This window comes from Collinsella aerofaciens (assembly GCF_040926265.1).
GTDB lineage: Bacteria > Actinomycetota > Coriobacteriia > Coriobacteriales > Coriobacteriaceae > Collinsella > Collinsella aerofaciens_BB.
The window spans coordinates 1-25,078 of sequence record NZ_JBCOIL010000013.1; the positions used below are offsets into that span (position 1 = coordinate 1).

The following is a 25,078-nucleotide window of genomic DNA, read 5'->3' on the forward strand; positions in this document are numbered from 1 at the left end:
GCCTCTCGGCGGCCTTGCGAAAAACAAATCCAAGTTAGACCATTTCAAATGGTTCGATGTCTGCCCGGATGCGACACTCGGAAGTGTCCATCCTCGCAGTATCCGGTTCTCAAGGTGCACGCCTGCGCCGGTTCCCGGTTGCACCGGGCCGCGCGGCAAGGAGATATATTGCCAGACCGGAGGGCCCCCGTGGGCGGGAATCTGGGACTCCACGGTTCCTACACAAATGAGGATGGGACCCTCTCTGTGAGAGCCTAGAAAGAACAGGGCCGCGGCCCCCTATTAGAGCGGCCCTTCGGTTTTCCAACGGTTAAGCTTCGGCCGCATTAATGGCTGTATACCCATTAGAAATGGGACATAGCAGCGTTAACGAGTTCAAAAACGATTAGTCCAATAAGAGCCGCTGCGGCAAACTTGATGGCATTCGCAAGCTGTGGATGCTCATAAGCCCAGCCCGTCCTCGTCTCTTCGCTGTCCGCCTTCTTTCCGTCCAAGAAGTCGGATATCTCTTGATACGTCACCAAATCATTCTTCTTCTTGATATGTTCCGCTGCAAGCGCGCAGCACATTGCGCCAGCACCAAAGACGCCTGCCAACACCATCGTCGGAACGCACTGGACCATCCCCCACCCGTGGTTTTGTTGCCACATGAGCCAGGCCATAGAGACGGTAAACGCAAGAAGCCCAGCCAACATCCCCGCACCCAAGCGATAGAGCGTGCCCCTATCGCGTTCAACCCTTTCTCTAATTATTGAAATGTCGCCTTTAACAAGCTCGTCAATCGTTACATCCAGTTGTTCAGACAGCAGTAGGAGACTCTGGATGTCGGGGTACGTTTTACCGCGCTCCCAATTACTGATGGTCTGACGTGTTACAAAAATGCGCCTTGCAAGATCCTCCTGGGACAAACCAGCATCGAGTCGATACTGTTTAAGGTGTTTTGGCAGCTGCATGGCATTCCCTTCGAATGCATCTCAACTCTTATTGGGCGGCTACACAACAGAAGCCGGCAAGCAAAGCGTAATCCCAAAATCAAACCCATACGGATGGCTGCGCGCAGATTAGAGTGTCAAAAATCTTTGACACATACGCTACCTGCTCTTTCTTGCAACTCGGACACTATCGAATTGATCGGTTTGGCTACGTCCCAAATCGATCACATCCCTAATCAATCAAAAAGGGGCGCTTCCGGATTGGAAGCGCCCCTTTAAGATGCAAGAAGCAATTAAGCCTCGAGAGCCTTCTTGGCAATGGCAGCCAGCTCGTTGAAGGACTCGATGTCCTCGTAAGCCATCTGAGCCAGGACCTTACGGTCGAGCTCGATGCCGGCAACCTTCAGGCCGTGCATGAACTGAGAGTAAGAAATATCGTTCAGGCGAGCGGCAGCGTTGATGCGGGTGATCCAGAGAAAGCGGATCTCGCGCTTCTTGTTGCGGCGATCACGATACTGATACTGCAGGGAGTGCTGGACCTGCTCTTTAGCATGCTTGTAAGTACGCGAAGCGGCACCGTAGTAACCCTTCGCACGGTGCATAACGGTACGGCGCTTCTTCTTGGCGGCAACAGCGCGCTTAATACGTGCCATGTTCTATCAACTCCTAGACGGTAAAACGAAAAACGGGAACGCGAACTTAGGCGAGACGCGACTTGATGACCTTGCGGTCGGCAGCGGCGATCTCGGTCTCCTGACGGAAGCCACGCTTACGCTTGGTGGACTTCTTGCTCAGGATGTGGCTCTTGAAAGCCTTGGCGCGCATAAGCTTGCCGGTACCAGTCTTGCGGAAACGCTTCTTGGTGCCGCTGTGGGACTTCATCTTAGGCATGAAATACTCCTTAATCGGTTACAGAACACTAGTTACTTGGTATCGCTTGCCGCTTTATCCTCATCGAAGGCGCCCTTAATCGGGGCGAGCAGCATAAGCATGTTACGGCCTTCCATCTTAGGCTTGGACTCGACCGTAGCGTAAGACTTGAGATCCTCGGCGAGACGCTCGAGAACGTTAAGACCCTGCTCCGGGTGAGCCATCTCACGGCCGCGGAACATGATGGTGATCTTAACGCGTGCGCCCTTCTTGAGGAAACGCAGAACGTGGCCCTTCTTGGTCTCGTAGTCGCCAACGTCGATCTTGGGTCGGAACTTCATTTCCTTGACCTCGACCTTGGACTGGTTCTTACGAGCGGCCTTAGCCTTCATGGCCTGCTGGTACTTGAACTTACCGTAGTCCATGACCTTGCAGACCGGCGGCTCCGCGTTGGGAGCGATCTCGACCAGGTCGAGACCCTGATCGTCAGCGACGCGCTGGGCATCGCGGATGGCGAACAGGCCGAGCTGAGAGCCATCGACGCCAATCAAACGGCACGAAGATGCGGTGATCTCGTCGTTGATGCGGGTGTCATCAGACTTAGCTATTTTCCCTACCTCCATTCATAAAAAAATAACCCGGCGCTTCTTTGCAACCAGGTCGTACACATAGACATCCTCGGTATGAGGAAGGGAATCTAGGTTGTATGACCAGTCAGCTGCTCATTGGCGCCAAAAGGTGGGAACCCTCGGGTTCCTCTTTAGGGCATTGCGGGAACAACGCCTTGCGAATAATAACACGTACCGCGCGTTATCACATTACGTACACGAAAAAGGGGGCCTTGCCCCCTTGAAGCGCAGGTGCATGTATGGCGCCCGAGGCGAGACTCGAAGGGACTTCGCTTCGCGAAGCCCCGGGCTTCGGGCGCATGGCGCCCTCGCCACGCTCCGCTACAAACAGGCCACAGGCCTGTTTGCTTAACGCTCCGCGCGCTCACGCGAGTTCGGCACGAAAAAGGGGGCCTTGACCCCCTTGAACGCTCACTTGCATGTATGGTGCCCGAGGCGAGACTCGAACTCGCACGTTGTTGCCAACGGTGGATTTTGAGTCCACTGCGTCTGCCAATTCCGCCACTCGGGCACGTAATGCGTGAGTTAGTTTATCACAGCTTTCTGTTGATTAGTCCGAAAATGGAACTTCGAGCATTTCGATAAGCTCAACCTTGCGCAACATCTCCCGCTTACGACATCCACGCCCATCAACCGAGGCCTCGCCCATCTGGTTGTCATAGGGATCCTCGCGCATGCCATCGAAAGCAGGCACAAATTCAGCCTGGAATCGATTGTTGGCCACCATACGCCACGGGTCGAGGTTGCCAAAGTAGTGCTGGCGACGCCACTCCTCCCCCATCCTGCGCGCCGAGGAACCGAACGATACGTCGGCGTTAAGCCAACCGGTCTGTGGCGTATAGAACTCAGCCCAATCGTGCGGCCCCACCGAATCGGGAGCAACATACAGGCCGCTCTGCCAACGGGCAGGCACGCCCGCGATGCGGCACATGGTGATAAACGTGAGCGCCATAACGCCGCAATCGCCGCGTAAAGAATGCGCACAGTCGTCGGCAATAGATCCCAAAAGCAGGTACGGTGGCTGATAGCGATAGTCGATATGCTGTGTCAGGTAATCATAGATAGCACGAGCGCGATCGAGCGGATCCTCGAGTCCGTCAACAACACCGGCCGTCAGCTGCTGCAGATACGGCGTGAATGCAATGTGCGGACGGTCCTCGGAAATATCCTCGGGCAGAGGCGCGTCCATACGCGGATGAACCGGAAGTGTGCCACCGTAGACATCACAATAAGCAGCATCGATGTGATAACGATAAGTCACCGAGAATGAGCGCTCACTCGAAGAAGACCACGAGGCGGTACGCGCCGAAGCGTTCGCGGGAGCAACAGCACCCTCCGGCGTCATGTCGAGAATCTCGACCCGAGACTGCTGACGGCAGGCGGCGGCTACGGGAAGCCAAGCGCGAACGGTCTCCCCCTCTAGAGCGCCGGGGACAGACAAGGACGCCTTAAGCGTAATAACGCGAGTCAATCCGTTTTGTGACTCCATCTCCTTGAGCATCTCGCTGCGCAGTGCAATTCCGTCCGTAGGATCGGGACGCATGCCGGGAACCTCTTTGGGATATACGCGAAGCGAATCGAGGAAGTTGTCGAGAACGAACAGCTCGCCATCGATAAAGCGCCAGTCAATACGCTTACGGTCAATCAGATCGTCAAACTGCTCCTCGGTAAACCCAGGCCACTCCTCGCGGATCATCTCGATAGCCCGATCACGCGACACCGAAAAATGAAGCGGCGTCTCGATCATGCGATACCGCTCGGCGCGAACGCAGGCAGCCAGCGAAGGCTCAGGGTTCTGCTCCAAAAGGCGATCGCAGGCGGCAACAGCCTGCGTCAAATACCCGGCATCCTTAAGACGAAGAATCTCAGGCGGTAGCCCAATATCGAGATGGCGAAAGTCATCGCAGCAAACATCAACAGAGCAACCAACAGGACCCTCGTCAATAACCTTCCCATCCGAAGGCAGCACATTAATAACAGCCATACCAAACTCCAAGTCATTAGAACTCTTGAAGTCCATTGTAGCGAGATAAAAAAGAAAGCCCCAACAAGGGAGCCATCAACACCGCCGAGCGGTAGTCAAAAAATGAATTCAGCCCAGTAACCCTGTAGCGAGTTAACGAAGGAGGCCCCGTTCACCCGAAGCTTTTCCCATTGCGCGACTTCTGGCAAAGCCAGGTGAGCGCAAGGGAAAAGCGTAGGGTGAACGGGGCCTCCGACGGGAAAGTTAAACCGCTACTTACGCCTTGTTGACGGAGCCAAACTCCTCCATGAGCTCCTTGGTGCGGGCAACGATGTTGTCGCGACCAGGCTTGAGGAGCTTACGGGGGTCAAAGCCCTTGCCCTGCTGATCCTTGCCGGCCTCGATGTACTCGCGAACACCCTTGGCGAAGACGAGCTGCAGATCGGTGTTGACGTTGATCTTGGAGATACCCAGGGAGATGGCCTTCTTGATCTGATCCTCGGGGATGCCGGTACCACCGTGCAGAACGAGGGGCAGGTCGCCGGTCTGAGCCTTGATCTCGCCCAGACGCTCGAAGGAAAGGCCAGCCCAGTCGGCGGGATACACGCCGTGGATGTTGCCGATACCGCAGGCGAGGAAGTCGACGCCCAGGTCAGCAATCTGCTTGCACTCAGCGGGGTCAGCGAGCTCGCCGTTGGAGGTCACGCCGTCCTCGGTGCCGCCGATGCCGCCGACCTCGGCCTCGATGGACATGCCCTTGGAGTGGGCAAGCTCAACGAGTTCCTTGGTGCGGTCGAGGTTAAGCTGGAAGGTCTCCTCGTGAGAGCCGTCATACATGATGGACGTGAAGCCGGCCTCGATGCACTTGAAGCAGTCCTCGTAAGAACCGTGATCGAGGTGAAGGGCGACGGGGACGGTAACGCCCGTGGCCTCGACGGCAGCCTTGACCATGTCGGCGCAGACCTTGAAACCGCCCATCCACTTAGCGGCACCAGCGGTGCACTGAAGGATCAGCGGAGACTTGGCCTCCTCGGCGGCCTGGAGAATAGCCAGGGTCCACTCGAGGTTGTTGGTGTTGAAGGCACCGAGAGCGTACTTGCCGGCCTCGGCCTTCTTGAGCATGTCTGCTGCGTTGACGAGCATAAAAGAAACCTCCTGTAAGGTTGCTCCGATAACGCCTGAGATTTTACCACGACATACCCGAGCATAAACGTTCGTTTGTTCACGAATACCATCCGATTGGACAAATTTTGACCGTTTGCCCCACAGAATCGACCCACTGGGGAAAATAGCTTGACGATTGAGCGGTCTTCGTGATTCGAAAGACGGCTTCGAGCCTACATCTGCATAAACGGATTCTGCATAAGTTCGCGCGCCATCGTGGTCGAATCGCCATGGCCCGTCAAGCAAACGGTATCGGGCGGAAGCGTCTTGGCAAGTTTGGAGAGCGAGCGCATAATCGCCGCCTCGTCACCGCCGGAAAGATCGGTACGACCGTGGCTGCCCGGGAAAAGCGTGTCGCCCACAAAGGCGATGTTCCCCTGCTCGGTCGCGGCGAACAGGACGATGCCGCCCGGCGTATGCCCCGGCGTCTCGATCACCTGCAGGCAGATATCGCCCAATTCAATCGTATCGCCCTCGGCAAGCAGCCGCGTCGGCTCGCCCGGATCGGGCGTCTCAATACCCCACATGGCGCGCTGCTCCTCGATATTTGCGCGAGGCACCGTCACGTCCTTAGCGCACAACTCATATAGTGCGCTGTCGCCAACGACAGCTCGAACCCCGGCGACCCCGCCAACATGGTCGGCATGACCGTGCGTGCAGACAGAGCCGAGTACGCGAACTTCGGGATGCGCAGTGCGGATATGCTCCACAAGACGCTCGCCCTCCCACGCCGGATCGACGATTAAGCACTCGTCATTCGAAATCACGGCGTAACTGTTGGTCTGAATCGGGCCGTTGACGAGTGCCTCAATCGAAGCTGCACCTCGGGGTGTCAGGTCCAAAGTCATATCGCCCATGCGCATACCCTCCTTCTAAAATACGTTCGAGGCACCAAACGATGCCTCGAACGTAACCAATATCTATGATGCTGAGAGGCTCTCGCACCTACACACGGCGCTTGAGCTGAGCTCCGCCTTCGCCGGGCATAAGACGGCGAGCGTCGTAGACCGAATCGACACTGCTGATGGAAGCCAGCAGCGGATCCAGACCGCTCGCGTCCGAGATCTCGACCATAAAGCGCAGGGTTGCAATACCCTCGCGGTTGGTCGACGTGGCGGCAGAAAGGATATTGCCGCCCGCATCGCCAATGGCAATGGTGACATCCTTGAGCAGGCCCATGCGGTCCAGGCACTCGACCACGATCTCGACCTGGAAGAGGGTGTCGGCAGCGCCGTCCCACTCCACATCGATCATGCGCTCGGGATGTTCCATAAGACCCTTGACGTTGGGGCAGTTGGCGCGATGCACCGAAACGCCACGGCCGCGCGTGATGAAGCCGACGATGTCATCGCCCGTCACCGGATTGCAGCAATGCGCCAGACGGACCAGCAGACCGCTGTTGCTCTCGCCCTTGACGATAATGCCGTTGCTGGCGCTCTTGCCGCGCTTTTGCGGCTTGCGGTTGGAGCCGCGGGCAGGCTGCTTGACGATCTCGGCAATGGCTTCGGTCTTGGTGAGCTGCTCCTCGGGCTTGGGGTCCAAGATTTGCTCGACCTTGTTACCCACAGCGCGCGGGGCAACCTTGCCGGCGCCGACGGCGGCAAACAGGTCCTCGAGCTGCTTGTAGTTAAACTGCTCCGCCACGGCGTTGAGCGCACGCGTGGATCGCGGCGTAGAGATGCCATACCCGCGCTTGCGCAGGTCCTTGGCCAGTATATCGCGGCCGGCAGCAGCGTCATCGTCTTTGGTCGCGGCGGCGAAGTAACGGCGGATCTTTGACTTGGCGGAAGGTGTCTTAACGATCTTGAGCCAATCACGCGACGGCTTGGAACTCTTGTTGGTCAGGATCTCGACACGGTCACCCGTCTTAATCTCGTGCGTGAGCGGAGCCACCGCACCGTTGATTTTGGCGCCGACGCAATGGTTTCCCACCTCGGTGTGAACGGCGTAGGCAAAGTCGAGCGGTGTAGAGCCGGCACGAAGCGCCATGACCTCGCCCTTGGGTGTAAAGACAAAGATCTCCTGGTCGAACAGATCGACCTTCAGCGAGTGCAGGTATTCCTTGGCGTCCGTAATCTCGTCAGACGCTGCCCAATCGAGCGAATGTTTGAGCCAGTTAATCTGGTCGTCCAGACGCTGGGCATCATTGGTCTTAGACGCAGACGATCCGCCCGACTTCTTATAGAGCCAGTGGGCGGCAATGCCGTACTCGGCCTGCTCATGCATCTCGTAGGTTCGAATCTGAATCTCGAGCGGGCGGGCCGTGGGGCCGATAACCGTCGTATGGAGCGACTGGTAGTTGTTGACCTTGGGCATGGCGATATAGTCTTTGAAGCGACCGGGCATGGGGTGCCACAGCGTATGCACCGCGCCGAGCGTGGAGTAGCAATCGCGCACCGAATGCGTGATGACACGCAGTGCCACCAGGTCGTAGATCTCGGAGAATTCCTTGCCCTTGCGCTTCATCTTTTGGTAGATGGACCAATAGTGCTTGGAACGGCCATTGATCTGGAAGCCCTCCAGGCCAATGCGGTTGAGCTCGTCGGTGAGCGTCTTGATAGTCTCAGCCAGATAGCGCTCGCGAACCTCGCGCGACTCAGCCACCATGCGCGCAATGCGCTGGTAGGCATCGGGCTCCAGGTAGAAGAAGGACAGGTCCTCGAGCTCCCACTTAATAGAGCTCATGCCCAGACGGTCGGCCAGGGGCGCATACACGTCCATGGTCTCGCGAGCCTTAAACAGGCGACGGTCCTCGCGAAGGGCCGCCAGCGTACGCATGTTATGCAGGCGGTCGGCAAGCTTAACGATAATGACGCGGATGTCCTTGGACATGGCGAGGAACATCTTGCGCAGCGTGAGGGCCTGCTTCTCGTCCATGCTGTCGACTTCGATGTTGGTGAGCTTGGTCACGCCATCGACGAGCTCGGCTACCGTATCGCCAAACAGGCCGGACACATCGGCAAGCGAGGTCTCGGTATCCTCGACGGTATCGTGCAGCAGCGCGGCGCACACCACATCGCAGTCCATCTTGAGATCGGCCAAAATGATGGCCACCTCGACGGGATGGTTAATGTACATCTCGCCCGAGCGGCGCTTTTGGTTGCAGTGCTTCTCGGCGGCAAAGCAATAGGCCTGCTCCACCTTAGAGAAGTCCTCCTCATTCATATATTTGAGGCACAGGCGCTCCAGCTTGTCGTAGCTGTCCGCCATAATCTCGGGCGGCAGCTCATCGGCATGCTTATAGTGCTCCATCTCCGAAAACGGCTGGAGGGTGGAATCATGGGCGGTACGGGCTGCGGCATCCATCGAGGTCCCCTTCCCCTAGGCCCGCGGTACGATCGGGCGGTTAACTTTGGCTAGCATATCAGAAGCGCACGAATCGAGTGCCCAGCTCCGGAAAGCCGAGAACTCCATGCGCGAGCGCAAGCCCTCCAAATAGCGAATTGACCTGCTCAATTGCACACGGCCGGGGTTTTCGGCCATCGCGATGCGACGGGTGTCGTCAAACCCCGAAACGCGACAGAAACCAAGCTCTTCGAAGATTCCCAGGCCGCTTTCCACCGAGCGCTCGTCGACCGGCGTGCGGGCATCGATGGCAAGGCACATCTGCGCGATGTCGATATCGCTCGCGCTAAACGAGTCGTCTCCGGTCTTGCCGCGGTTGGAGCGCCACATAGTCTGCAGCGCTCGATAGAGCGTGACGAGTTCATCGCGCTCGGGCGCGTAGCAGTCGAGCAGGCGCTCGTTAATGCGAGCGTCACGCGACGAATAGAGCAAGTGAATCACGGCAGGTTGGCCGTCGCGACCGGCGCGTCCGCTCATCTGGTTAAATTCAATGCTGCCAAACGGCATGTGGTAGAGCACGACATGGCGAATATCGGGCAGGTTGACGCCCTCACCAAAGGCAGAGGTCGAAACGATGCAGCTGAGGCTTCCGTCACGAAACGCTTCCTCAACACGGCGACGATCGGAGCGCGCAAGCCCCGCGTTATAGAACGCGATGCGGGTCGCGCAATCGGGCACCCGCTTGCGCAGTGTCTTGGCAAGCGCCACGGACTGATCACGCGAGTTGACGTAGATGACGGTCTTCTCCCCCGTAGCCACGATTGACACCAGGCGGTTCTCGCGGCTCGCAAGATCTCGGTCATCCTCGAGCTGCAAGTTCTCGCGCACCGTCTCGTCGACCACCGTACGGGTAATCGGTAGAACACGGGCGAGCTCGGCCACAACCGGAGCCGTTGCGGTGGCAGTCGCGGCCAGAACGACCGGGTCGCCCAGGGCCTTGAGGATATCGGGCATGTCGAGATAGGCGCTGCGGTCGCCGCCCTTGGCAAGACCGGCATGATGCGCCTCATCGATAACGACAAAACCGATGCGCCCCGAACGCGCAAAGCGGTCGCGGTGAATGGACAGGAACTCGGGCGTCGTGAGCACGATGCCAGTGCGGCCCGAAGCCAAGCCGGCAAACACGTCATCGCGCGCCGCCTCCACGGTCTCGCCGGTCAGCACGCCCACGCCAATGCCGAGCGCGGCCATCGTCGACGAGAGGTGATAGGCCTGGTCGGCAACAAGCGCGCGCAGCGGATAGACAAAGATGCTCGCACGTCCGCGAAGCACCGCCTCACGCGCGGCATGCACATGGAAGATGAGCGACTTGCCGCGCCCCGTTCCCATAACGGCCAGAACACTTTGGTGATCGGCCAGGGCATCGAGCGCCTCGACCTGCGCGCGGTGCGGCTGGTTCGAGCCGATAAAGCTATGGATAAGCGAGCGCGTGAGCTCGGTATAGGAAAGCTGGGCGAGCGTCTCGCGCTTGCGCGACTCCAGGCGCAGGCCAGAATCCGCCGGCTGCACGCCACGACGAAGCTCGCATGCCGGATCGTCGACGCCGGGCAGCGTGGTATCGCGGACCAGAACATCCTTGATCATGAGCTTGGGCTTCACACGCCCCTGCCAATGCTCGGCAACGGCCTCGAACACCAAGTCGACAGCGCTATCGCAGTTGATGAGCTTATCGATTTGCGGCACGCGGAACATGATGGCCGGCACGCTCGCGGCGCCATCGGTCGCCACAAAGCGCATGTGCTCGCCGGTTTTGCCCACCACGGCGCGATCGCACATCGTCACGCCCTCGGCGGCCAGCAGCGGCACCTTGTTGCCCTGGCCAAACGGCTCAAGACGGGAAATCTGCTCTATAGTCTCGATATTCAGCTCGGAAAGGTCGACCGTGGCGGCAACCTCGTCGATGTCTTCAAAGTCCTCAGCGGGAATCTCCGATAGCACGGCGGAAAGGCGACGACGGAATTCATCGAGCTTGGATGCCTCGATGGTCACACCCACCGCACCGGCATGTCCGCCGCGACGAATCAGCAGGTCGGAACAGCGCTCGACGGCGTCAAACAGGTTAACTTTGCCCACCGAGCGACCAGAGCCGCGCGCGATACCGTCCTCGATCGAGAACAGCAGCGCCGGCACGTGATAGCGGTTGGTCAGACGGCTTGCCACGATACCCTTGACGCCCTCGTGCCAGCCTTCGCCGCCCACAACGATCGCGCGCCCGCCGTCATAGGTCTCCTCGACCTTTGCCATGGCATCGCGCGTGAGCTCCGCCTCGATCTCACGGCGCTGGCGGTTGATTTCCTCGAGCTCAGCCGCCAGCGCGCTTGCTTCGATGGGATTGCGGGCAAGCAGCAGGTCGAGCGCCAGCTTGGGATCGGCCATGCGGCCGGCAGCGTTTAAGCGGGGAATGAGCGAGAATGACAGGCCATCCGCCGTAATGCTCGAAAGGTCCGCCTTGGCAAGCGCGGCAAGCGCGATATAGCCGGGGCGAGCGGTTACGCGCATCTGCTGGATGCCCTCGGCAACCAGCGCGCGGTTCTCGGGCGTGAGCGGCATCATGTCGGACACGGTGCCCAGCGCCGCGACCTCGATTAGCGAACGCCAATACGACGGCTTGCCCAGGCGCTCACCCAGGACTTGCACCAGCTTGAGCGCCACACCAGCACCGGCAAGCTCGCGCGAGGGGCCCTCGTCCTCGAGCTTGGGGTCGGTCAGGGGCACACCCTGCGGCACCTGGTCGGAGGGCTCGTGATGGTCCGTGACCACCAAATCGATCCCCAGGTCCTCCAAATAGGAAACCTCTTCCTTGGCGGCAATGCCGTTATCGACGGTCACGATCAGCTGGGGGCGAGCGAGCTCGTTAACGCGATCGAGTGCCGCGCGCGAAAGACCGTAGCCCTCATCAAAGCGATGCGGAATAAACGGCGTGACATCGGCGCCAAACGTGCGCAGCGCCTCGGTCAACAGGCAGGTCGACGTAATACCGTCAACGTCAAAATCGCCAAAGACCGCAATGTGCTCGTGGTTGCGAATAGCACGCTCGACGCGGTCGGCAACGACCGACATGCCCGGGATAATGAGTGGGTCGGCCCAGTCGCGATCGAGCGAAGATGTCAAAAACAATTGGCCCTCTTTGATGGAGTCAATGCCGTGCGCGACCATAATGCGCGCCACCAGCCCGGGAATGCCCAGACCAGCCGAAAGCTCCTTTTCGAGCTCGGGGTTTTGCTGAGCGACCGCCCAGCGATGCGTCGTCTTAAGCGATGACATAGGCACCCACCCCTGATAGGGGCAGGTCGCCGCGATACCTCTCACGGTTCATAGCGATGAGTCCTCTGTGTATGCCCGCTTCGGCAGGCAGATCTGTTGAACGGATTTATTATACCGTGCAGCGCGGACGCAAAACGCCGCGGTGCGCCGCGGTTTCGGCAAACGATGGCGGTAATGGCCTCGAAATAATCGAGCGTTTCAGCCGCACGGACGCATACGAGCGTCTAGCATATCCATACAAACGAGTTCGCGGATAAAGGGAGTCACGGGACATATGAAGCAATGGGCTGGACTGGGAAAGTTCCTCGCGGGGCATATGCAGATCATCGTTCCGATTTGCGTGGCGCTCGGCGTGCTCTTTCCCCAGCAGATCGGCGTGCTCAAGCCCATTGTTCCCGCCCTCTTCGCCTTTATGACGTTTCAGGGCGCGCTCAGCAACACTTTTCACCAGGTAGCCGAGGTGTTCCACCGTCCGCTGCACCTGATTCTGGCGCTGCTGGTCTCGGCAGTGCTTATTCCCATCGCGGCGTATGCCATAGGGTCACTCTTCTTTGGCTCCAACCCCAACCTTGTCTGCGGCATCGTGCTCGAGTACAGCGTGCCCGTGGCCGTCACCGCTTTTATGTGGATCAGCATGTTCGGCGGCAACGGCCCGCTCGCGCTCACCATCATCCTGACGTCCTCGGTTATCTCCCCTGTGACGATTCCGCTCACGCTTAAGCTCTTGCTGGGTGCCACCGTCTCGATCGATGTGCCGAGTATGATGCAAGACATGGCCTTTATGATCGCCATCCCCGCCGTGCTCGGCATCGTGATCAACGAGCTCACGCGTGGATGGGGACACGAGAAGCTCTCCCCCGTGCTCTCGCCCGCCTGCAAATTCATGATGATGGGCGTTATCGCCTCCAACTCCACCGCCATGAGCGAGTACGTGCTGCGCATGAACGCGGTGCGCTTGGAAGTCGCCCTCTTTATTTTGGTCTTCGCCATCAGTGGCTTTGTCGTCGGTTTTCTGGTCGCCCATGCGCTGCATCTGCCATATAGCGAGACGACCACCATGTGCTTTACCTGCGGCATGCGTAACATCTCTTCGGGCGCCGTCATCGCCACGCAGTACTTTCCGGGCGAAGTCGTGTTTCCCGTCATGTGCGGAACGCTGTTTCAGCAGGTACTCGCCTCGCTTATCGGGCATCTCTTTGAGCGTCTGACCGGCGAGGAGCGCGCCGCCCAGTGCAAGCGGGTCGAGGCCGGCCGCAACGCCATGGCACGCTAGACTGCCCGCAGTGTGCGGGCGCTCACTTTACGATGTGAGCGCCTCCAGATGTGCACGGAGTCGCTCTGCATCGACATCGAGCGTGGTCTCAGCATTGACCTGAGCCAGCCGATACCCGACAAAGTAGGGCGAAACCACCCAACGCGGCAGCGCCTTGGCAATGGTCCGACCGCCCAGGTGATAGAAGAACAGGTTGTACGACTCTGCGCGACCGCCGTGGTGCTCGTTCAGGATATAGCGCAGAGCCACCTGGATCGCATCGGCGAAGAGATCCGCCTCGGCTTGGTCTCTAGTGTCATCGCTGGCAGCGATTCCCTGCGGGGCTGAAACGTTGACCTCAAAGAACCCCATGATGGGTTCGGTTGAGATGTTGACCGAAATCCTCCCCTGTTGCCAGACATTGATGCCTTCGAAATTGGCAGAAGTCAGCGAAGTGTAGCCGTCTTCCTGCTCCAAACCCACAATCTGCATGTGCGGATGAACGAGACTGCCGCCCGAAAGCGGACCCTTGTTCTTGTACATGAGCACGCTTCGATACTGCTGCGAGTCGATCATCCGCTGCCAGCAACCCAGAGCAAACCGCATCACATGGTGGAGTTCATCCGGCTCATAGGTCACCAGGTCGGCATCGTGATCGGCCGACTCGATCAGCACGGTTTGATGGGTGGCGCGCAGGGTTTTGAACTTATTCTCGAGCCAGATGCAGTCACCGTCGCGCTGGATGATGTTGGTGAGCCCCTCCGTGTTGCAAAAGGGGCACGCGGTACCGGGGCGACGGTTGTCGTCGGGCTTGCCGCTCGCCTGCTGAACATCGAATACAAGCGCCACGGGCTACACCCCCAGCGGTACGATCCTTGTGCCATGGAGCTCGGAGACGCCCAGTGCCGCCGCCACGGTATCGCGGTTGGCCGTGGAAATGCCGCCGCCGGGAAGGATGGTCAAGCGGTCGCCCGCATACTCGATCAAGCGGGCCAGGTTTTCGAAGTTGTCCTCGATCGGCGTACCGGCAGCGCCACCATGCGTCAGGATGCGTGTGATGCCGCAGTCGGCGAGTGTGTCAATCGCGTCGAGCTGAGCCTCGGGCGAGAGCTGATCAAACGCCATGTGGAAGGTGATGTCGATGGGCTCACGCTTGCATTCCTCGGTCGCGCAGCCCGCGGCCATCACGAGAGCGCCCAACGTAAGCTCGTCGAGCGCCCATCCGCCAGCGCAGGGCTTGCAGCTGCCAAAGACCAAGCCGTCAACGCCGGCGCTTACGGCAAGGCCCAGGTCCATCTCCATCATGCGCAGCTCGTCTTGGTTGTAATGAAAGTCACCGCCACGCGGGCGAATCATGCACATCACTCGCGCGTCATGCTCGTGAGCATAGCTGACTGTAGCGCTGATAACACCGGCCGAGGGTGTAGTGCCACCGACGGCAAGGTTGTCGCACAGTTCAATACGCCTTGCACCGGCATCGATAGCCGCCGGCACCCGCTCAAAGTTCTCGGCACAAAACTCGTACAGCATAGATAGACCCCCAAAGACAGCAGATGTTTTCCGACGGGCATTGTCACACATCCCCATGAAGTTGCGGTGGAATAGGGACTCATTTGGCCTCTGGAGCCCGTATTCAGTCCCTATTTCACCGCAACTAAAAAGGGGCGCTGACTGAGATAGTCAGCGCCCCTTTTGTTAGGTGGGTTAGCCTCCGAGGTAGGCCTTGCGGACGTTGTCGTCGTGCAGGAGCTCTTGGCCGGTGCCGGTCATGGTGATCTTGCCGGTCTCGAGCACGTAACCGCGTGTGGCGATGGAAAGCGCCATCTGCGCGTTTTGCTCGACCAGAAGCACCGTGGTGCCGGCCTTGTGCAGGTCCTCGACAATCTGGAAGATCTGTTCGATCAGAATCGGTGCCAGACCCATGGAAGGTTCGTCGAGCATAAGCAGTTTGGGGTTACTCATAAGGGCGCGCCCCATAACGAGCATCTGCTGCTCGCCGCCTGAAAGGGTGCCGGCGACCTGGCGACGACGTTCCTTCAGGCGCGGGAACTGCTCGTAGACGCGCTCCAGGCCCGGAGCCACCGTGGACTTGGGCTGCGTATAGGCGCCCATCTCCAGGTTCTCCTCAACCGTCATCTGCAAAAAGGCGCGACGACCCTCGGGAACCTGAGCCAGGCCCTTACCAACCAGCTTATCAGCGGGCGTATGGGTAATGTCCTCGCCCATAAACTTGATGGAACCGGTCTTGGAGCGAAGCAGGCCCGAAACGGTCTTGAGCGTTGTGGACTTGCCGGCACCGTTCGCACCGATCAGGGCCACGATCTCGCCCTCGTTGACGTTAAAGGAGATGTCCTTGATGGCGTGGATGGCGCCGTACCAGACGTTGATGTTGTAGACGGAAAGCATCGGCTCTGCCATTTAGTTCTCCCCCTTATTCTGCTTGCCCAGATACGCCTCGATAACGGCATCGTTGTTCTGGATTTCCTCGGCCGTGCCCTTGGCGATGACCTTGCCAAAGTTAAGCACGCAGATACCCTCGCAAATATTCATGACGAGCGACATGTCGTGCTCAATAAGCATGATGGCGATACCAAAGGTGTCGCGAATCTTAACGATGTTCTCCATGAGCTCGGCGGTCTCGGACGGGTTCATGCCTGCGGCAGGCTCGTCGAGCAGCAGCAGTTTGGGGTTGGTGGCAAGCGCGCGGACGATCTCCAGACGACGCTGAGCGCCGTAAGGCAGCGATCCGGCCTGCTCGTTTGCCAGATGCTCCATATCAAAGATGGACAGCAGCTCCATGGCGCGTTCGTGAGCAGCCTTCTCGTGCTTCCAGTACGTCGGCAGGCGCAGCACGCCCTCAAAACCGGAGTAGCGCTCCTGATTGTGCAGACCGACCTTGACGTTGTCCTCCACCGTCATGGTGTTGAACAGGCGAATGTTCTGGAATGTACGGGCAATACCCATGCGGTTGACCTGATAGACCGACTTGCCCGAGGTGTCCTCACCGTCGAGCAGGATGGTGCCGTGCGTGGGCTGATACACCTTGGTGAGCAGGTTGAAGACCGTGGTCTTACCGGCACCGTTGGGGCCGATCAGACCGGCGATCTCGGTCTTGCCGATAGTCAGGCTAAAGTCGTCGACTGCCTTAAGGCCACCGAACTCAATGCCCAGGTGGATGCACTCGAGTGCCGGGCGCTGACCCAGGTCGCGGTCGGGAACGATGGCGCCAGAAGGATACGGGACCATCTTGCCCTTGTTGAACTCAAATTTACTGGGCATCGGCTGCCACCTCCTTCTTGGAAGCAAAGCGGTCCTTGACGCGACCGAAGAACGCCTTGAGCTGCGGGTTGTTGGTAAAGATCATGACCAAGATCAGCACGATGGCGTAGATGAGCATGCGGTAGTCCGAGAACTGACGGAGCAGCTCGGGAAGCACCGTGAGCAGCGCCGCGGCGATAACGGAACCGCGCATATTGCCCAGACCGCCCAGGACCACGAACACCAGGATGAGGATGGACGTGTTGAAGTCGAACTTGGTGGCGGAGAGCTGCGAGAAGTTACCGCCGAAGAGAGCTCCGGCGGCACCGGCGAGGGCAGCGGAAACCACGAAGGCGATCATGCGGTACTGGGTGACGGAGATGCCCACGGACTCGGCAGCGATCTTGTTATCGCGCACGGCCATAATGGCACGGCCGGTACGGCTGCGAACCAGGTTGAGCACGATCACGAGTGCGACCATGACCAGGATGGCACCGGCGAGGAAGGTCGAATAGGTCGACACGCCCGATGCGCCCTGCGCGCCCTTGATGATGGCGGTGCCGTCCTCGAGCAGGTGCAGGTCGTCAATCGTGGAGTTGCCCGTGATGTTAAAGATCACATGCAGGCCGCGGGAATCGACGCCCACGATAAGGCAGGTGACGATCTCTTTGATGATCTCGCCAAAGGCCAAGGTCACGATGGCCAGGTAATCGCCGCTCAGGCGAAGAACCGGGATACCGATCAGGAAGCCCAGAATGGCAGCGGCGATAGCGCCGACCACAATGCTGATGATCAGGCGCATCGGATCGGACGGAACGGCACTCTCCAGCGCGACGGCGGAGACGATGCCCGTATAGGCGCCGACACTCATAAAGCCCGCGTGGCCCAGCGACAAGTCGCCCGCGATGCCGACGACGAGGTTAAGGGAGATGGCCATGACGATATAGGCCGTGATGGGAACCAGCTGACCGGCAATCATGCGCGGAATCATGTGGTTAGACTGCATAAAGAACACGATGGCGAACGCCACGATGCACATGGTGTACGTGACAAAGTCGTGACGCGTCTGCCTGTCTTTAAGAAACTTCATAACGCTCACCTATACCTTCTCGGGAACGTACTTGCCCAAGAGGCCGGCAGGCTTGACGAGCAGGACGATGATCAAAACACCAAAGACGATGGAGTTGGCAAGGCTCGTGGAAATGTAAGCCTGCGCCATTGCCTCGATGATGCCGATGAGAATGCCGCCGACAAAGGCACCGGGGATGGAGCCGATGCCGCCGAAAACGGCAGCGTCGAAGGCCTTGATGCCAGGCATGGCGCCCGTGGTGGGCTGCAGGACCGGCGAGTAGGAGCACAGGAGCACGCCGGCGATGGCAGCGAGGGCGGAGCCGATGGCAAACGTCATCGAGATGGTGCGGTTGACGTTGATGCCCATGAGCTGAGCGGCGGCCTTGTCCTCGGACACGGCGCGCATGGCCTTGCCCATCTTGGTCTTACCTGTAAAGAACATCAGGCCGGCCATGATAACCAGGCAGGCGACGATGGTGACGAGCGAGACGGCGCTTACGTTAAACTTGGCCAAGAACTCCGGCACCGGGAAGGTGACGAGCGAAGTGAAGTTCTTGGGCGTGGCGCCCCACAGAAGCTGCGCGGCGTTCTGCAGGAAGTAAGACACGCCGATGGCCGTGATCAGAACGGCCAGCGGGCCTGCTTGGCGCAGTGGCTTATAGGCCAGACCCTCAATGAGAACACCGAGAACCGTGCAGACCACACAAGAGAGAACTACAGATGCCCAGCCCGGGAGGCCGAGATACGACGTGGCGCAGAACGAGACATAGGCACCGACCATGATGACATCGCCGTGAGCGAAGTTGAGCATCTTGGCGATACCGTAGACCATGGTGTAGCCCAACGCGATGATGGCGTAGACGCTGCCCATGGACAGGCCGTTGACCAGGTATTGGATAAAGACCGTCATGTTCCACATCCCCCTTTCGAATAGGTTTCCAGTTAATGTATGAAACAGGGACGTTACACTGTCCCTAGATACCAAGCAAGCAGGGAAGGCCAAAACCTCCCCTGCTTGGGATCAAAACCGCTCTATGTAAGGCGGCCAATTAGGCCTGTACGTACTTGCCGTCGGTGATGACGTACGCCGTGGGCTCTTTCTGGACCTGGCCCTTATCGTTCCAGGTGAGCTTGCCGGTCAGACCGTCAACGGTAATCTTGAGCATAGCCTTGGACAGCTTCTCGGCGACCTCGGTCGGATCGGCGTCGACACCAAGACCGGCCTCCTTGACGGCCTCGGCCACCGCGTGCACGCCGTCGTAGGCGTCAGCGGCAAACTGGTCGGGGGTATCGCCGTACTTATCCTTGTATGCGTTAACGAAGTCGGCGTTCTTCTCGTCGTCGGCGGAGAACGGGGTCATGAGCAGCAGACCCTCAGCAAGAGAGGTATCGAAGCCCTCAACGCCCAGGATGCCGTCCATGCCGTCGCAGCCCATCATCTTGACGTCGTAGCCCATGTCCTTGGCGTTCTTGAGCAGGACGGACGCCGGCGTGTAGTAGATCGGCGCAAAGATCATGGTGGCGCCGGCCTGCTTGGCCTTGGTCAGCTGGTTGGTAAAGCTCGTGGCGGAGTCGTCCTTAAAGGTCTCCTCGTCAACAATCTCGAGCTTGGACTCAGCGGCCTGGGCCTTAAAGGAATCTGCGATGCCCGAAGAATAGGCGTCGCCGGAGTTATAAAACAGCACGAACTTCTCGTCCGCATACTTCTGCGCCAGGAACTTGGCAGCGTTGACACCCTGGTTGGGGTCGGTGAAGCAAACCTGGAAGACGCAATCCTTGCCGTCGGTGACGTCCTCGGAGGACGCGGACGGGGTGATCATGAACGTCTTGGGGTCGTTACCGCACTCGGCGGCAACGGCAACCGACGCACCCGTGGTGGTCGGGCCGACGAGGGCCTGCATGCCCCAGTCGAGCAGGGTGTTGAAGGCGTTGACGGCCTTCTCGCCGTCGGCCTGGTCATCCTCGGCCTTGCTGGCAAGCGGCAGCTCCTTGGTCGAGAAATCCTTGCAGCCAAGCTCGACACCCTGGGTAACGGACTTGCCGTAGGACGCGTTGGCGCCGGTCAGCGGGCCGATGGTACCGATCTTAAACGAAGCGTCGCTCGAAGCGGAACCGCTGTCGCCGCCGTTGGAGGAGCAGCCAGCCAGAATGGACATCGCCCCCAGACCTGCTGCGCTCGCGATAACGCTCCTGCGATTCATAACAGGGTTCAATGACTTACCGGTGAGGCTCGACATGCGGCTCTCCTCTCAAATCTCGTCGGGTTTCGGTTACCCGACAGGCCATCCTTCGCCGTGTTCGGCGTTCGCAAAATACTAGACGCTTTAGTTAAGGAAAGTGGCGATTATTTCAACTTTTCTTTGGATTTGTTCATTTATCCATAATTCTGCGTATTTCTATTACTTTATGCAGTAATGCCACTTTATTGTGTGAAAGTAATGTTTCCGTTCTGTTACAGGCGTCCCTGCCCTGAATAAAACGGCCTCACCGGTCGCGCTTTATGCGCACTTAGGCGGCGATGTACTTGCCGTCCTGGATCACATAGGCTGTCCATGCCGTCGACACCCATTAGTGCCATGTCGTAGCTCATGTCCTTGGCGTTCTTGAGCAAAACGGACGCTGGGGTGTAATAGATCGGGGCAAAAATAAGCGTGGCTCCGACAAGGAAACTCCTGCGGTTAAGTACGTTGTTGATGCTAAACATGGTGTCCCCCTTTTTCGCTGGCCGCAGTGCGGCCGTCTTGCGGTACGGGGCAAACCTTATGGTGCAAACGTTGACAGTTTGTTACGGAAGTTCGTTTGTAGCGAGCATGTTTCCAATGTTTCCGCAGCGTTTCGGGGGTGCCGTTTTGTGCGACTCCTGTTGCCTAGCGAGCACGCGCCCTCGGTTCACGCTAGAATGCACTCAACCTTTAAGCGGTTAATCCATCCATAAGATGCACGAAGGAGCTATCTATGAGCGAACCCCTGCGCACCGTGAACGTCGGCCTCATCGGTCTGGGAACCGTCGGCGGCGGCGTGGCCCGTCTGATCAAGAGCCACCACGATGAGTACCTGGCCGCCTACGGCATCGACCTTAAGCTGACCCGCGCCTGCGCGCTTGCCTGGGAGCAGGCCGAAGCCGCCGGTATTGAGCGCGAGGCCTTTACGAGCGACTGGCACGACGTCGTCACCGACCCCACCGTCGATATCGTCGTCGAGCTCATCGGCGGCGAGCACCCCGCGACCGAAATCTTCACCACCGCCTTCGAGAACGGCAAGCACGTCGTCTCTGCCAACAAGGCCCTGCTGGGCCGTCATGTCGAGACGCTCGCCGAGAAGGCGCGCGCGTGCGGCGTGCAGATTAAGTGCGAGGCCAGCTGCGGCGGTGGCATCCCCATTGTCAGCACGCTCGAGCACGACCTGGTGGGCAACAAGATCCTGACCATCGCTGGCATTCTCAACGGCACCACCAACTACATCCTGTCGCGCATGGACGCCGAGGGCGCCGATTACGCTGACGTGCTCGCCGACGCCCAGGCAAAGGGCTATGCCGAGGCCGACCCGTCCGCCGACGTCGACGGCTTCGACGCCGCCAGCAAGACGGCAATCCTCGCTTCCATCGGCTTTGGCACCCGCGTGACCACCGACGATGTCTACCAGCAGGGTATCCGTACCATCGGCGCCGAGGACATTGCCCAGGCCCGCGAGCTCGGCTACACCATCAAGCTGCTGGGGATCGCACGCAACACCGACGCCGGCGTCGACGTCCGCGTGCATCCCACGCTCATCCCGGCAGACCATATGCTCGCCAAGGTCAACGGCGCCATGAACGCCGTCTACGTGGTGGGTGACGCCGTGGGCGAAACCATGTTCTACGGTGCCGGCGCAGGCTCCTTCCCCACCGCGAGCGCCGTCGTGGGCGATATCCTGTCGCTCTCCGAGCAGATCAGCCGCGGCGTGGCTCCGCTGCCCGAGATTGAGCCCTATGGTCACAACCTCGCCTTTAAGCCCATGGACGAGCTCCAGACCAAGTACTATGTGCGCCTGAAGGTCGCCGACCGCGTGGGTGCCCTGTCCGAGACGGTCGACATCTTTGCCAAGCACAACATCTCGATCTCGCTCATCAACCAGGTCGAGGACGGCAAGTCGGGCGCCAGCGATACTTGCTCGGTCATCTTCCTGACGCACCGCGCGCTCGAGAAGGACGTCCAGGCTGCCACCGCCGAGCTTGCCAGCGTCGACTGCGTAGCCGAGGTCGCCAACGTCCTGCGCATCGAGGACGTGGAGGCTTGGACCGAAGGCGTCATGGCGAACTAGTTCGGTTTACACCCCACAACGCATTTGCTCGAAGGGCTCCCGTCCGATGTGGGATGGGAGCCTTTTTGTCTCCTGCCCTAAGCACAACGACAGGGCACATTTGCGCGAGCCGCTCATCGGTAACGCGGGCTACCGTTCACCGATATGCAAACACGGCCGATTCCAGTTACGGCTACGCTGTGCTGCGAATGTCCGCCCGCGATGAGAGGAAATACCATGTTGCTCGAGGGCAAGAAAGCAATCATCACCGGAGGCACGCGCGGTATCGGCTATGCCATCGCCTGCCGTTTTATCGAGGAAGGCGCCGCCGTCACCGTCTTTGGCTCGCGTCAGGAGACCGCCGATGCGGCCGTTGAGAAGCTGACAGCCGCCTATCCCGACGCCAAGGTCTGGGGCCGCTCCTGCGACCTCACCTCACTCGAAGCCGTGACCGAGGCCTTTACCCAGGCTGCAGCCGACATGGGCGGCTTGGACACGGTCGTCAACAATGCCGGCATCTCCCAGCGTTCACCCCTCTTGGACTACACGGCCGAGGAGTTCGCAAAGGTCATGGACCTTAACGTCGTCGCCGTCTTTAATGGCCACCAAGCTGCCGCCAAGATCATGACCGAGGCCGGCCACGGCGGCACCATCACTACCACGAGCTCGATGGTTGCCAAGTACGGCCAGCCCTCTGGCGTCGGCTATCCAACGTCCAAGTTTGCCGTCAACGGCATGGTCCAGTCGCTCTCGCGCGAGCTCGCCCCCATGGGCATTCGCGTCAATGCCGTAGCACCCGGTGTAACCAAAACCGACATGGTCGCCAACCTGCCTGAAGAGGTTATTAAGCCCATCGTCGCCACCATTCCGCTGGGTCGCATGGGCGAGCCCGAGGATGTCGCCAACGCCTTTGTTTTCCTGGCGAGCGACATGTCCTCCTACGTCACGGGCGCCGTGCTCCCCGTCGACGGAGCCGCCCGCTCTTAAGGGACCACAAGCCTCAGCTCCCAGCCTCAACATAGTCCAACAAAGAAGGCGCGCCGTCTGCATCAACTGCAGGCAGCGCGCCTTCTTCTGTTTGAAAGGGAAGCTGTGTCCCGCAGTCCCGACTCAGACCGGGACGCAGCTTCCCTCAGGGCCATGTTTCGGAAAGAGCGCCCCGTTTTGAACGCCGATTCTGGGATACCGTTTCCGCAACGGATCTCTCGCGGAAACTGCATCCCACTCTGAGCGCCCATTCCGGGACACAGTTTCCCAACGGCCCCCGTTTCGGAAACCACATCCCGTTCCGAGCCTTCAAAGCGGGACGCGGCTTCCCCGAGAGAGTATCGACTACTTGCCGTCGTCGTCCTCGGCTTCTTCTCTTGCATAGAGCTCCAACATGCGGCGGCGGTATTCGCGCACGGCGAGCTTGGCGCGCTCCAGGCGGCGACGCTCGCGCGGGGTCAGCTCGGACGGGTCGACCTCATCACCATAGGTCTTATCGGCAAGAAGATGCGCCGCGTCCACGATGCGGGCATCGATGTGGCCGCTCGCCGCCTCGGCGGAAAGACGCTCGGCAATCGTATCGAGCGTAGGCAAGCCCTCGAATACGCGACCATGGCCATGCGAAGTCAGCAGCTCGTGCTCACGTGCGAGCAGGCTCGCCAAATCGTGATGGGCGCGCAGGATGTCGAGCGCATCGGATGGATGCTCGGCAACTTCTGCCACGGCGGCGACCGGCGCGGCGTCGACCACGCGGTAGAAGAGCTGCGCGAGCAACGGCATCAAGAACACCGTGATGGCACCGGCAGCAACCATGACCGACGCAATATCTTGCGACAGCGCGCCCGCGTTGACGGCAACGCTTGTCACGGCAACGATGATCGGCAGGGCCGTGGTGCAGTACAGGGCCACGGTAATGCGACCATACGCCGACACATCGCGCGTCGCAGGACAAATGCTCATAGAAATAAGAATGGGCACGGCACGAATAATCAACAACGCCACGATAAAGCCCACGAGCAGACCCGGGCGCGACGCCACGGCCGTCAGATCGATCTTTGCGCCCGATACGGTAAAGAATACCGGAATCAAAAAGCCGCAGGCCAGGCCATCGAGCTTGGTCTCGAGCGTATGGTTGCCCTCGGGGATGATATAGCGCAAGACAAAGCCGGCGGCAAAAGAACCCAACACGATGTCGAGATCAAAGACAGCCGAGAACGCCACGAGCGTGACCAGGATGAGCACCGTCAGGCGCACGAAGGTCTGCGACGTGGTATCGGCGCGTTCCTCGACAAACGCAAAGAAGCGACTGCCGACGCGCTTGGAGCGGCTCGGGACCACGGCCAGCAACACGCAGACCACCGCAAACAAGCCAAGGATTACAAGCGTTTGGATGCCGGTGCGGGCAGACAGCAGCACCGACATGGCAAGCACAGGGCCGAGCTCACCCCAGGTGCCATACGCGAGAATCGAGTCGCCCACGCGCGTGCCGGTGAGCGAGCGCTCACGCATGATGGGCACGAGCGTGCCGAGCGCCGTCGAAGTGAGGGCAAGCGTCACGGCGATACCGTCGAAATGACTGACCGAGAACCACGGGGTAAAGCGCACGGCAAGCCAGGCGATACCAAACGTGACGACCCACGTCGCCAAGCCGTAGCGCCCCACGACGCCCGTGATGCTCTTGGGGTCGATCTCAAAGCCGGCAAGCAGGAACAAAAAAGCCAGGCCGAGCTCGGACACCAGCGACACCTCGGCATCCACATGGATAAGGCCGAGCATATGCGGGCCCAGCACCGCACCGAACACGAGCAAAAAGACCGTCTCGGGAACGGGTTTTCCAGGAATCGCCGAGGCGATGAAGGGGCTTGCAAAGGCCACGAGTGCGATGATGGCGAGCGAAGCGAATGCCATGTGATGCCTTTCTCTTGTTTGCGCTTCACTGTAGCACCCTCGCCGTCCTCAACGCACCGCGAGCTGTCGTATCATAGTGAGGTTTACAAACATGTGGCTCAAGGCGACCACGAGGTTTGCCCCGTAAACCGACCGCTGCCGCATACCGTACCGTACG

The 25,078-nt window shown here is 59.5% G+C and carries 21 protein-coding genes and 1 tRNA gene; 3 read left to right on the forward strand and 19 right to left on the reverse strand.

Translation table 11 applies throughout. The annotated features are described in order from the left end of the window. Positions 1-344: 344 nt before the first annotated feature. From AB5767_RS05180 to recJ, 10 genes are all read right to left on the reverse strand, one after another. A complete protein-coding gene (locus tag AB5767_RS05180; RefSeq protein WP_118081240.1) occupies positions 345-953 on the reverse strand; it encodes a helix-turn-helix transcriptional regulator in 609 nt (202 codons plus the stop codon). A gap of 272 nt (positions 954-1,225) precedes the next feature. Then, positions 1,226-1,585, reverse strand: coding sequence for a 50S ribosomal protein L20 (gene rplT, locus AB5767_RS05185; protein WP_368131992.1), 360 nt, complete (start codon positions 1,583-1,585; stop codon positions 1,226-1,228). A gap of 46 nt (positions 1,586-1,631) precedes the next feature. Further along, positions 1,632-1,823, reverse strand: a complete 192-nt coding sequence (rpmI, locus tag AB5767_RS05190) for a 50S ribosomal protein L35 (protein WP_006234422.1) — start codon at positions 1,821-1,823, stop codon at positions 1,632-1,634. Positions 1,824-1,855: 32 nt separating this feature from the next. After that, positions 1,856-2,425, reverse strand: a complete 570-nt coding sequence (gene infC, locus AB5767_RS05195) for a translation initiation factor IF-3 (RefSeq protein ID WP_195621933.1) — start codon at positions 2,423-2,425, stop codon at positions 1,856-1,858. Positions 2,426-2,855: 430 nt separating this feature from the next. Then, positions 2,856-2,942, reverse strand: a tRNA-Leu gene (locus AB5767_RS05200). 39 nt (positions 2,943-2,981) lie between these two features. Continuing rightward, a complete protein-coding gene (locus AB5767_RS05205) occupies positions 2,982-4,415 on the reverse strand; it encodes a transglutaminase-like domain-containing protein (protein ID WP_368131991.1) in 1,434 nt (477 codons plus the stop codon). A gap of 255 nt (positions 4,416-4,670) precedes the next feature. Next, entirely contained in the window at positions 4,671-5,537 is an 867-nt protein-coding gene (fba, locus tag AB5767_RS05210; RefSeq protein ID WP_006234429.1) for a class II fructose-1,6-bisphosphate aldolase, read from the reverse strand. Between the two features lie 194 nt (positions 5,538-5,731). Beyond that, on the reverse strand, positions 5,732-6,415 hold the full coding sequence (locus AB5767_RS05215; RefSeq protein ID WP_117758818.1) for an MBL fold metallo-hydrolase: 684 nt from the start codon (positions 6,413-6,415) through the stop codon (positions 5,732-5,734). A gap of 88 nt (positions 6,416-6,503) precedes the next feature. Next, complete coding sequence (locus AB5767_RS05220) at positions 6,504-8,864, reverse strand: RelA/SpoT family protein (protein ID WP_138111993.1); 2,361 nt, start codon at positions 8,862-8,864, stop codon at positions 6,504-6,506. Between the two features lie 15 nt (positions 8,865-8,879). Beyond that, positions 8,880-12,167, reverse strand: a complete 3,288-nt coding sequence (recJ, locus tag AB5767_RS05225; protein WP_368131990.1) for a single-stranded-DNA-specific exonuclease RecJ — start codon at positions 12,165-12,167, stop codon at positions 8,880-8,882. A 274-nt stretch (positions 12,168-12,441) separates the two neighbouring features. On the opposite strand from recJ, the gene AB5767_RS05230 reads away from it, so the two are divergent. Next, complete coding sequence (locus tag AB5767_RS05230) at positions 12,442-13,440, forward strand: bile acid:sodium symporter family protein (RefSeq protein ID WP_368131989.1); 999 nt, start codon at positions 12,442-12,444, stop codon at positions 13,438-13,440. A gap of 27 nt (positions 13,441-13,467) precedes the next feature. Here the strand turns inward: AB5767_RS05230 and AB5767_RS05235 are convergent, their stop codons facing one another. From AB5767_RS05235 to AB5767_RS05270, 8 genes are all read right to left on the reverse strand, one after another. Continuing rightward, complete coding sequence (locus AB5767_RS05235; RefSeq protein WP_035137081.1) at positions 13,468-14,268, reverse strand: DUF4931 domain-containing protein; 801 nt, start codon at positions 14,266-14,268, stop codon at positions 13,468-13,470. A 3-nt stretch (positions 14,269-14,271) separates the two neighbouring features. Continuing rightward, entirely contained in the window at positions 14,272-14,949 is a 678-nt protein-coding gene (locus AB5767_RS05240; protein WP_035137078.1) for a copper homeostasis protein CutC, read from the reverse strand. 174 nt (positions 14,950-15,123) lie between these two features. Then, complete coding sequence (locus tag AB5767_RS05245; protein WP_006234438.1) at positions 15,124-15,837, reverse strand: ABC transporter ATP-binding protein; 714 nt, start codon at positions 15,835-15,837, stop codon at positions 15,124-15,126. Beyond that, positions 15,838-16,698 carry an ABC transporter ATP-binding protein gene (locus AB5767_RS05250; protein ID WP_225093347.1) on the reverse strand — a complete coding sequence of 287 codons (861 nt, stop codon included), beginning with the start codon at positions 16,696-16,698 and terminating at the stop codon, positions 15,838-15,840. It abuts the gene before it with no gap. Beyond that, positions 16,688-17,767 (reverse strand): branched-chain amino acid ABC transporter permease, encoded by a 1,080-nt coding sequence (locus AB5767_RS05255; protein WP_368131988.1) that lies wholly within the window; start codon positions 17,765-17,767, stop codon positions 16,688-16,690. Before AB5767_RS05255 ends, AB5767_RS05250 begins: the two co-directional genes overlap by 11 nt. A gap of 9 nt (positions 17,768-17,776) precedes the next feature. Further along, positions 17,777-18,658, reverse strand: coding sequence for a branched-chain amino acid ABC transporter permease (locus AB5767_RS05260; protein WP_040358647.1), 882 nt, complete (start codon positions 18,656-18,658; stop codon positions 17,777-17,779). 139 nt (positions 18,659-18,797) lie between these two features. Next, entirely contained in the window at positions 18,798-19,985 is a 1,188-nt protein-coding gene (locus AB5767_RS05265) for an ABC transporter substrate-binding protein (protein WP_006234442.1), read from the reverse strand. Between the two features lie 215 nt (positions 19,986-20,200). Next, positions 20,201-20,452 (reverse strand): hypothetical protein, encoded by a 252-nt coding sequence (locus tag AB5767_RS05270; protein WP_270226216.1) that lies wholly within the window; start codon positions 20,450-20,452, stop codon positions 20,201-20,203. A 251-nt stretch (positions 20,453-20,703) separates the two neighbouring features. On the opposite strand from AB5767_RS05270, the gene AB5767_RS05275 reads away from it, so the two are divergent. Both AB5767_RS05275 and AB5767_RS05280 read left to right on the forward strand, forming a co-directional pair. Beyond that, complete coding sequence (locus AB5767_RS05275) at positions 20,704-22,047, forward strand: homoserine dehydrogenase (protein ID WP_368131987.1); 1,344 nt, start codon at positions 20,704-20,706, stop codon at positions 22,045-22,047. A 216-nt stretch (positions 22,048-22,263) separates the two neighbouring features. Then, entirely contained in the window at positions 22,264-23,013 is a 750-nt protein-coding gene (locus AB5767_RS05280; protein ID WP_138340724.1) for an SDR family NAD(P)-dependent oxidoreductase, read from the forward strand. 345 nt (positions 23,014-23,358) lie between these two features. On the opposite strand, the gene AB5767_RS05285 is transcribed toward AB5767_RS05280, so the two are convergent. Next, entirely contained in the window at positions 23,359-24,921 is a 1,563-nt protein-coding gene (locus tag AB5767_RS05285) for a cation:proton antiporter domain-containing protein (protein ID WP_368131986.1), read from the reverse strand. Positions 24,922-25,078 lie beyond the last annotated feature (157 nt).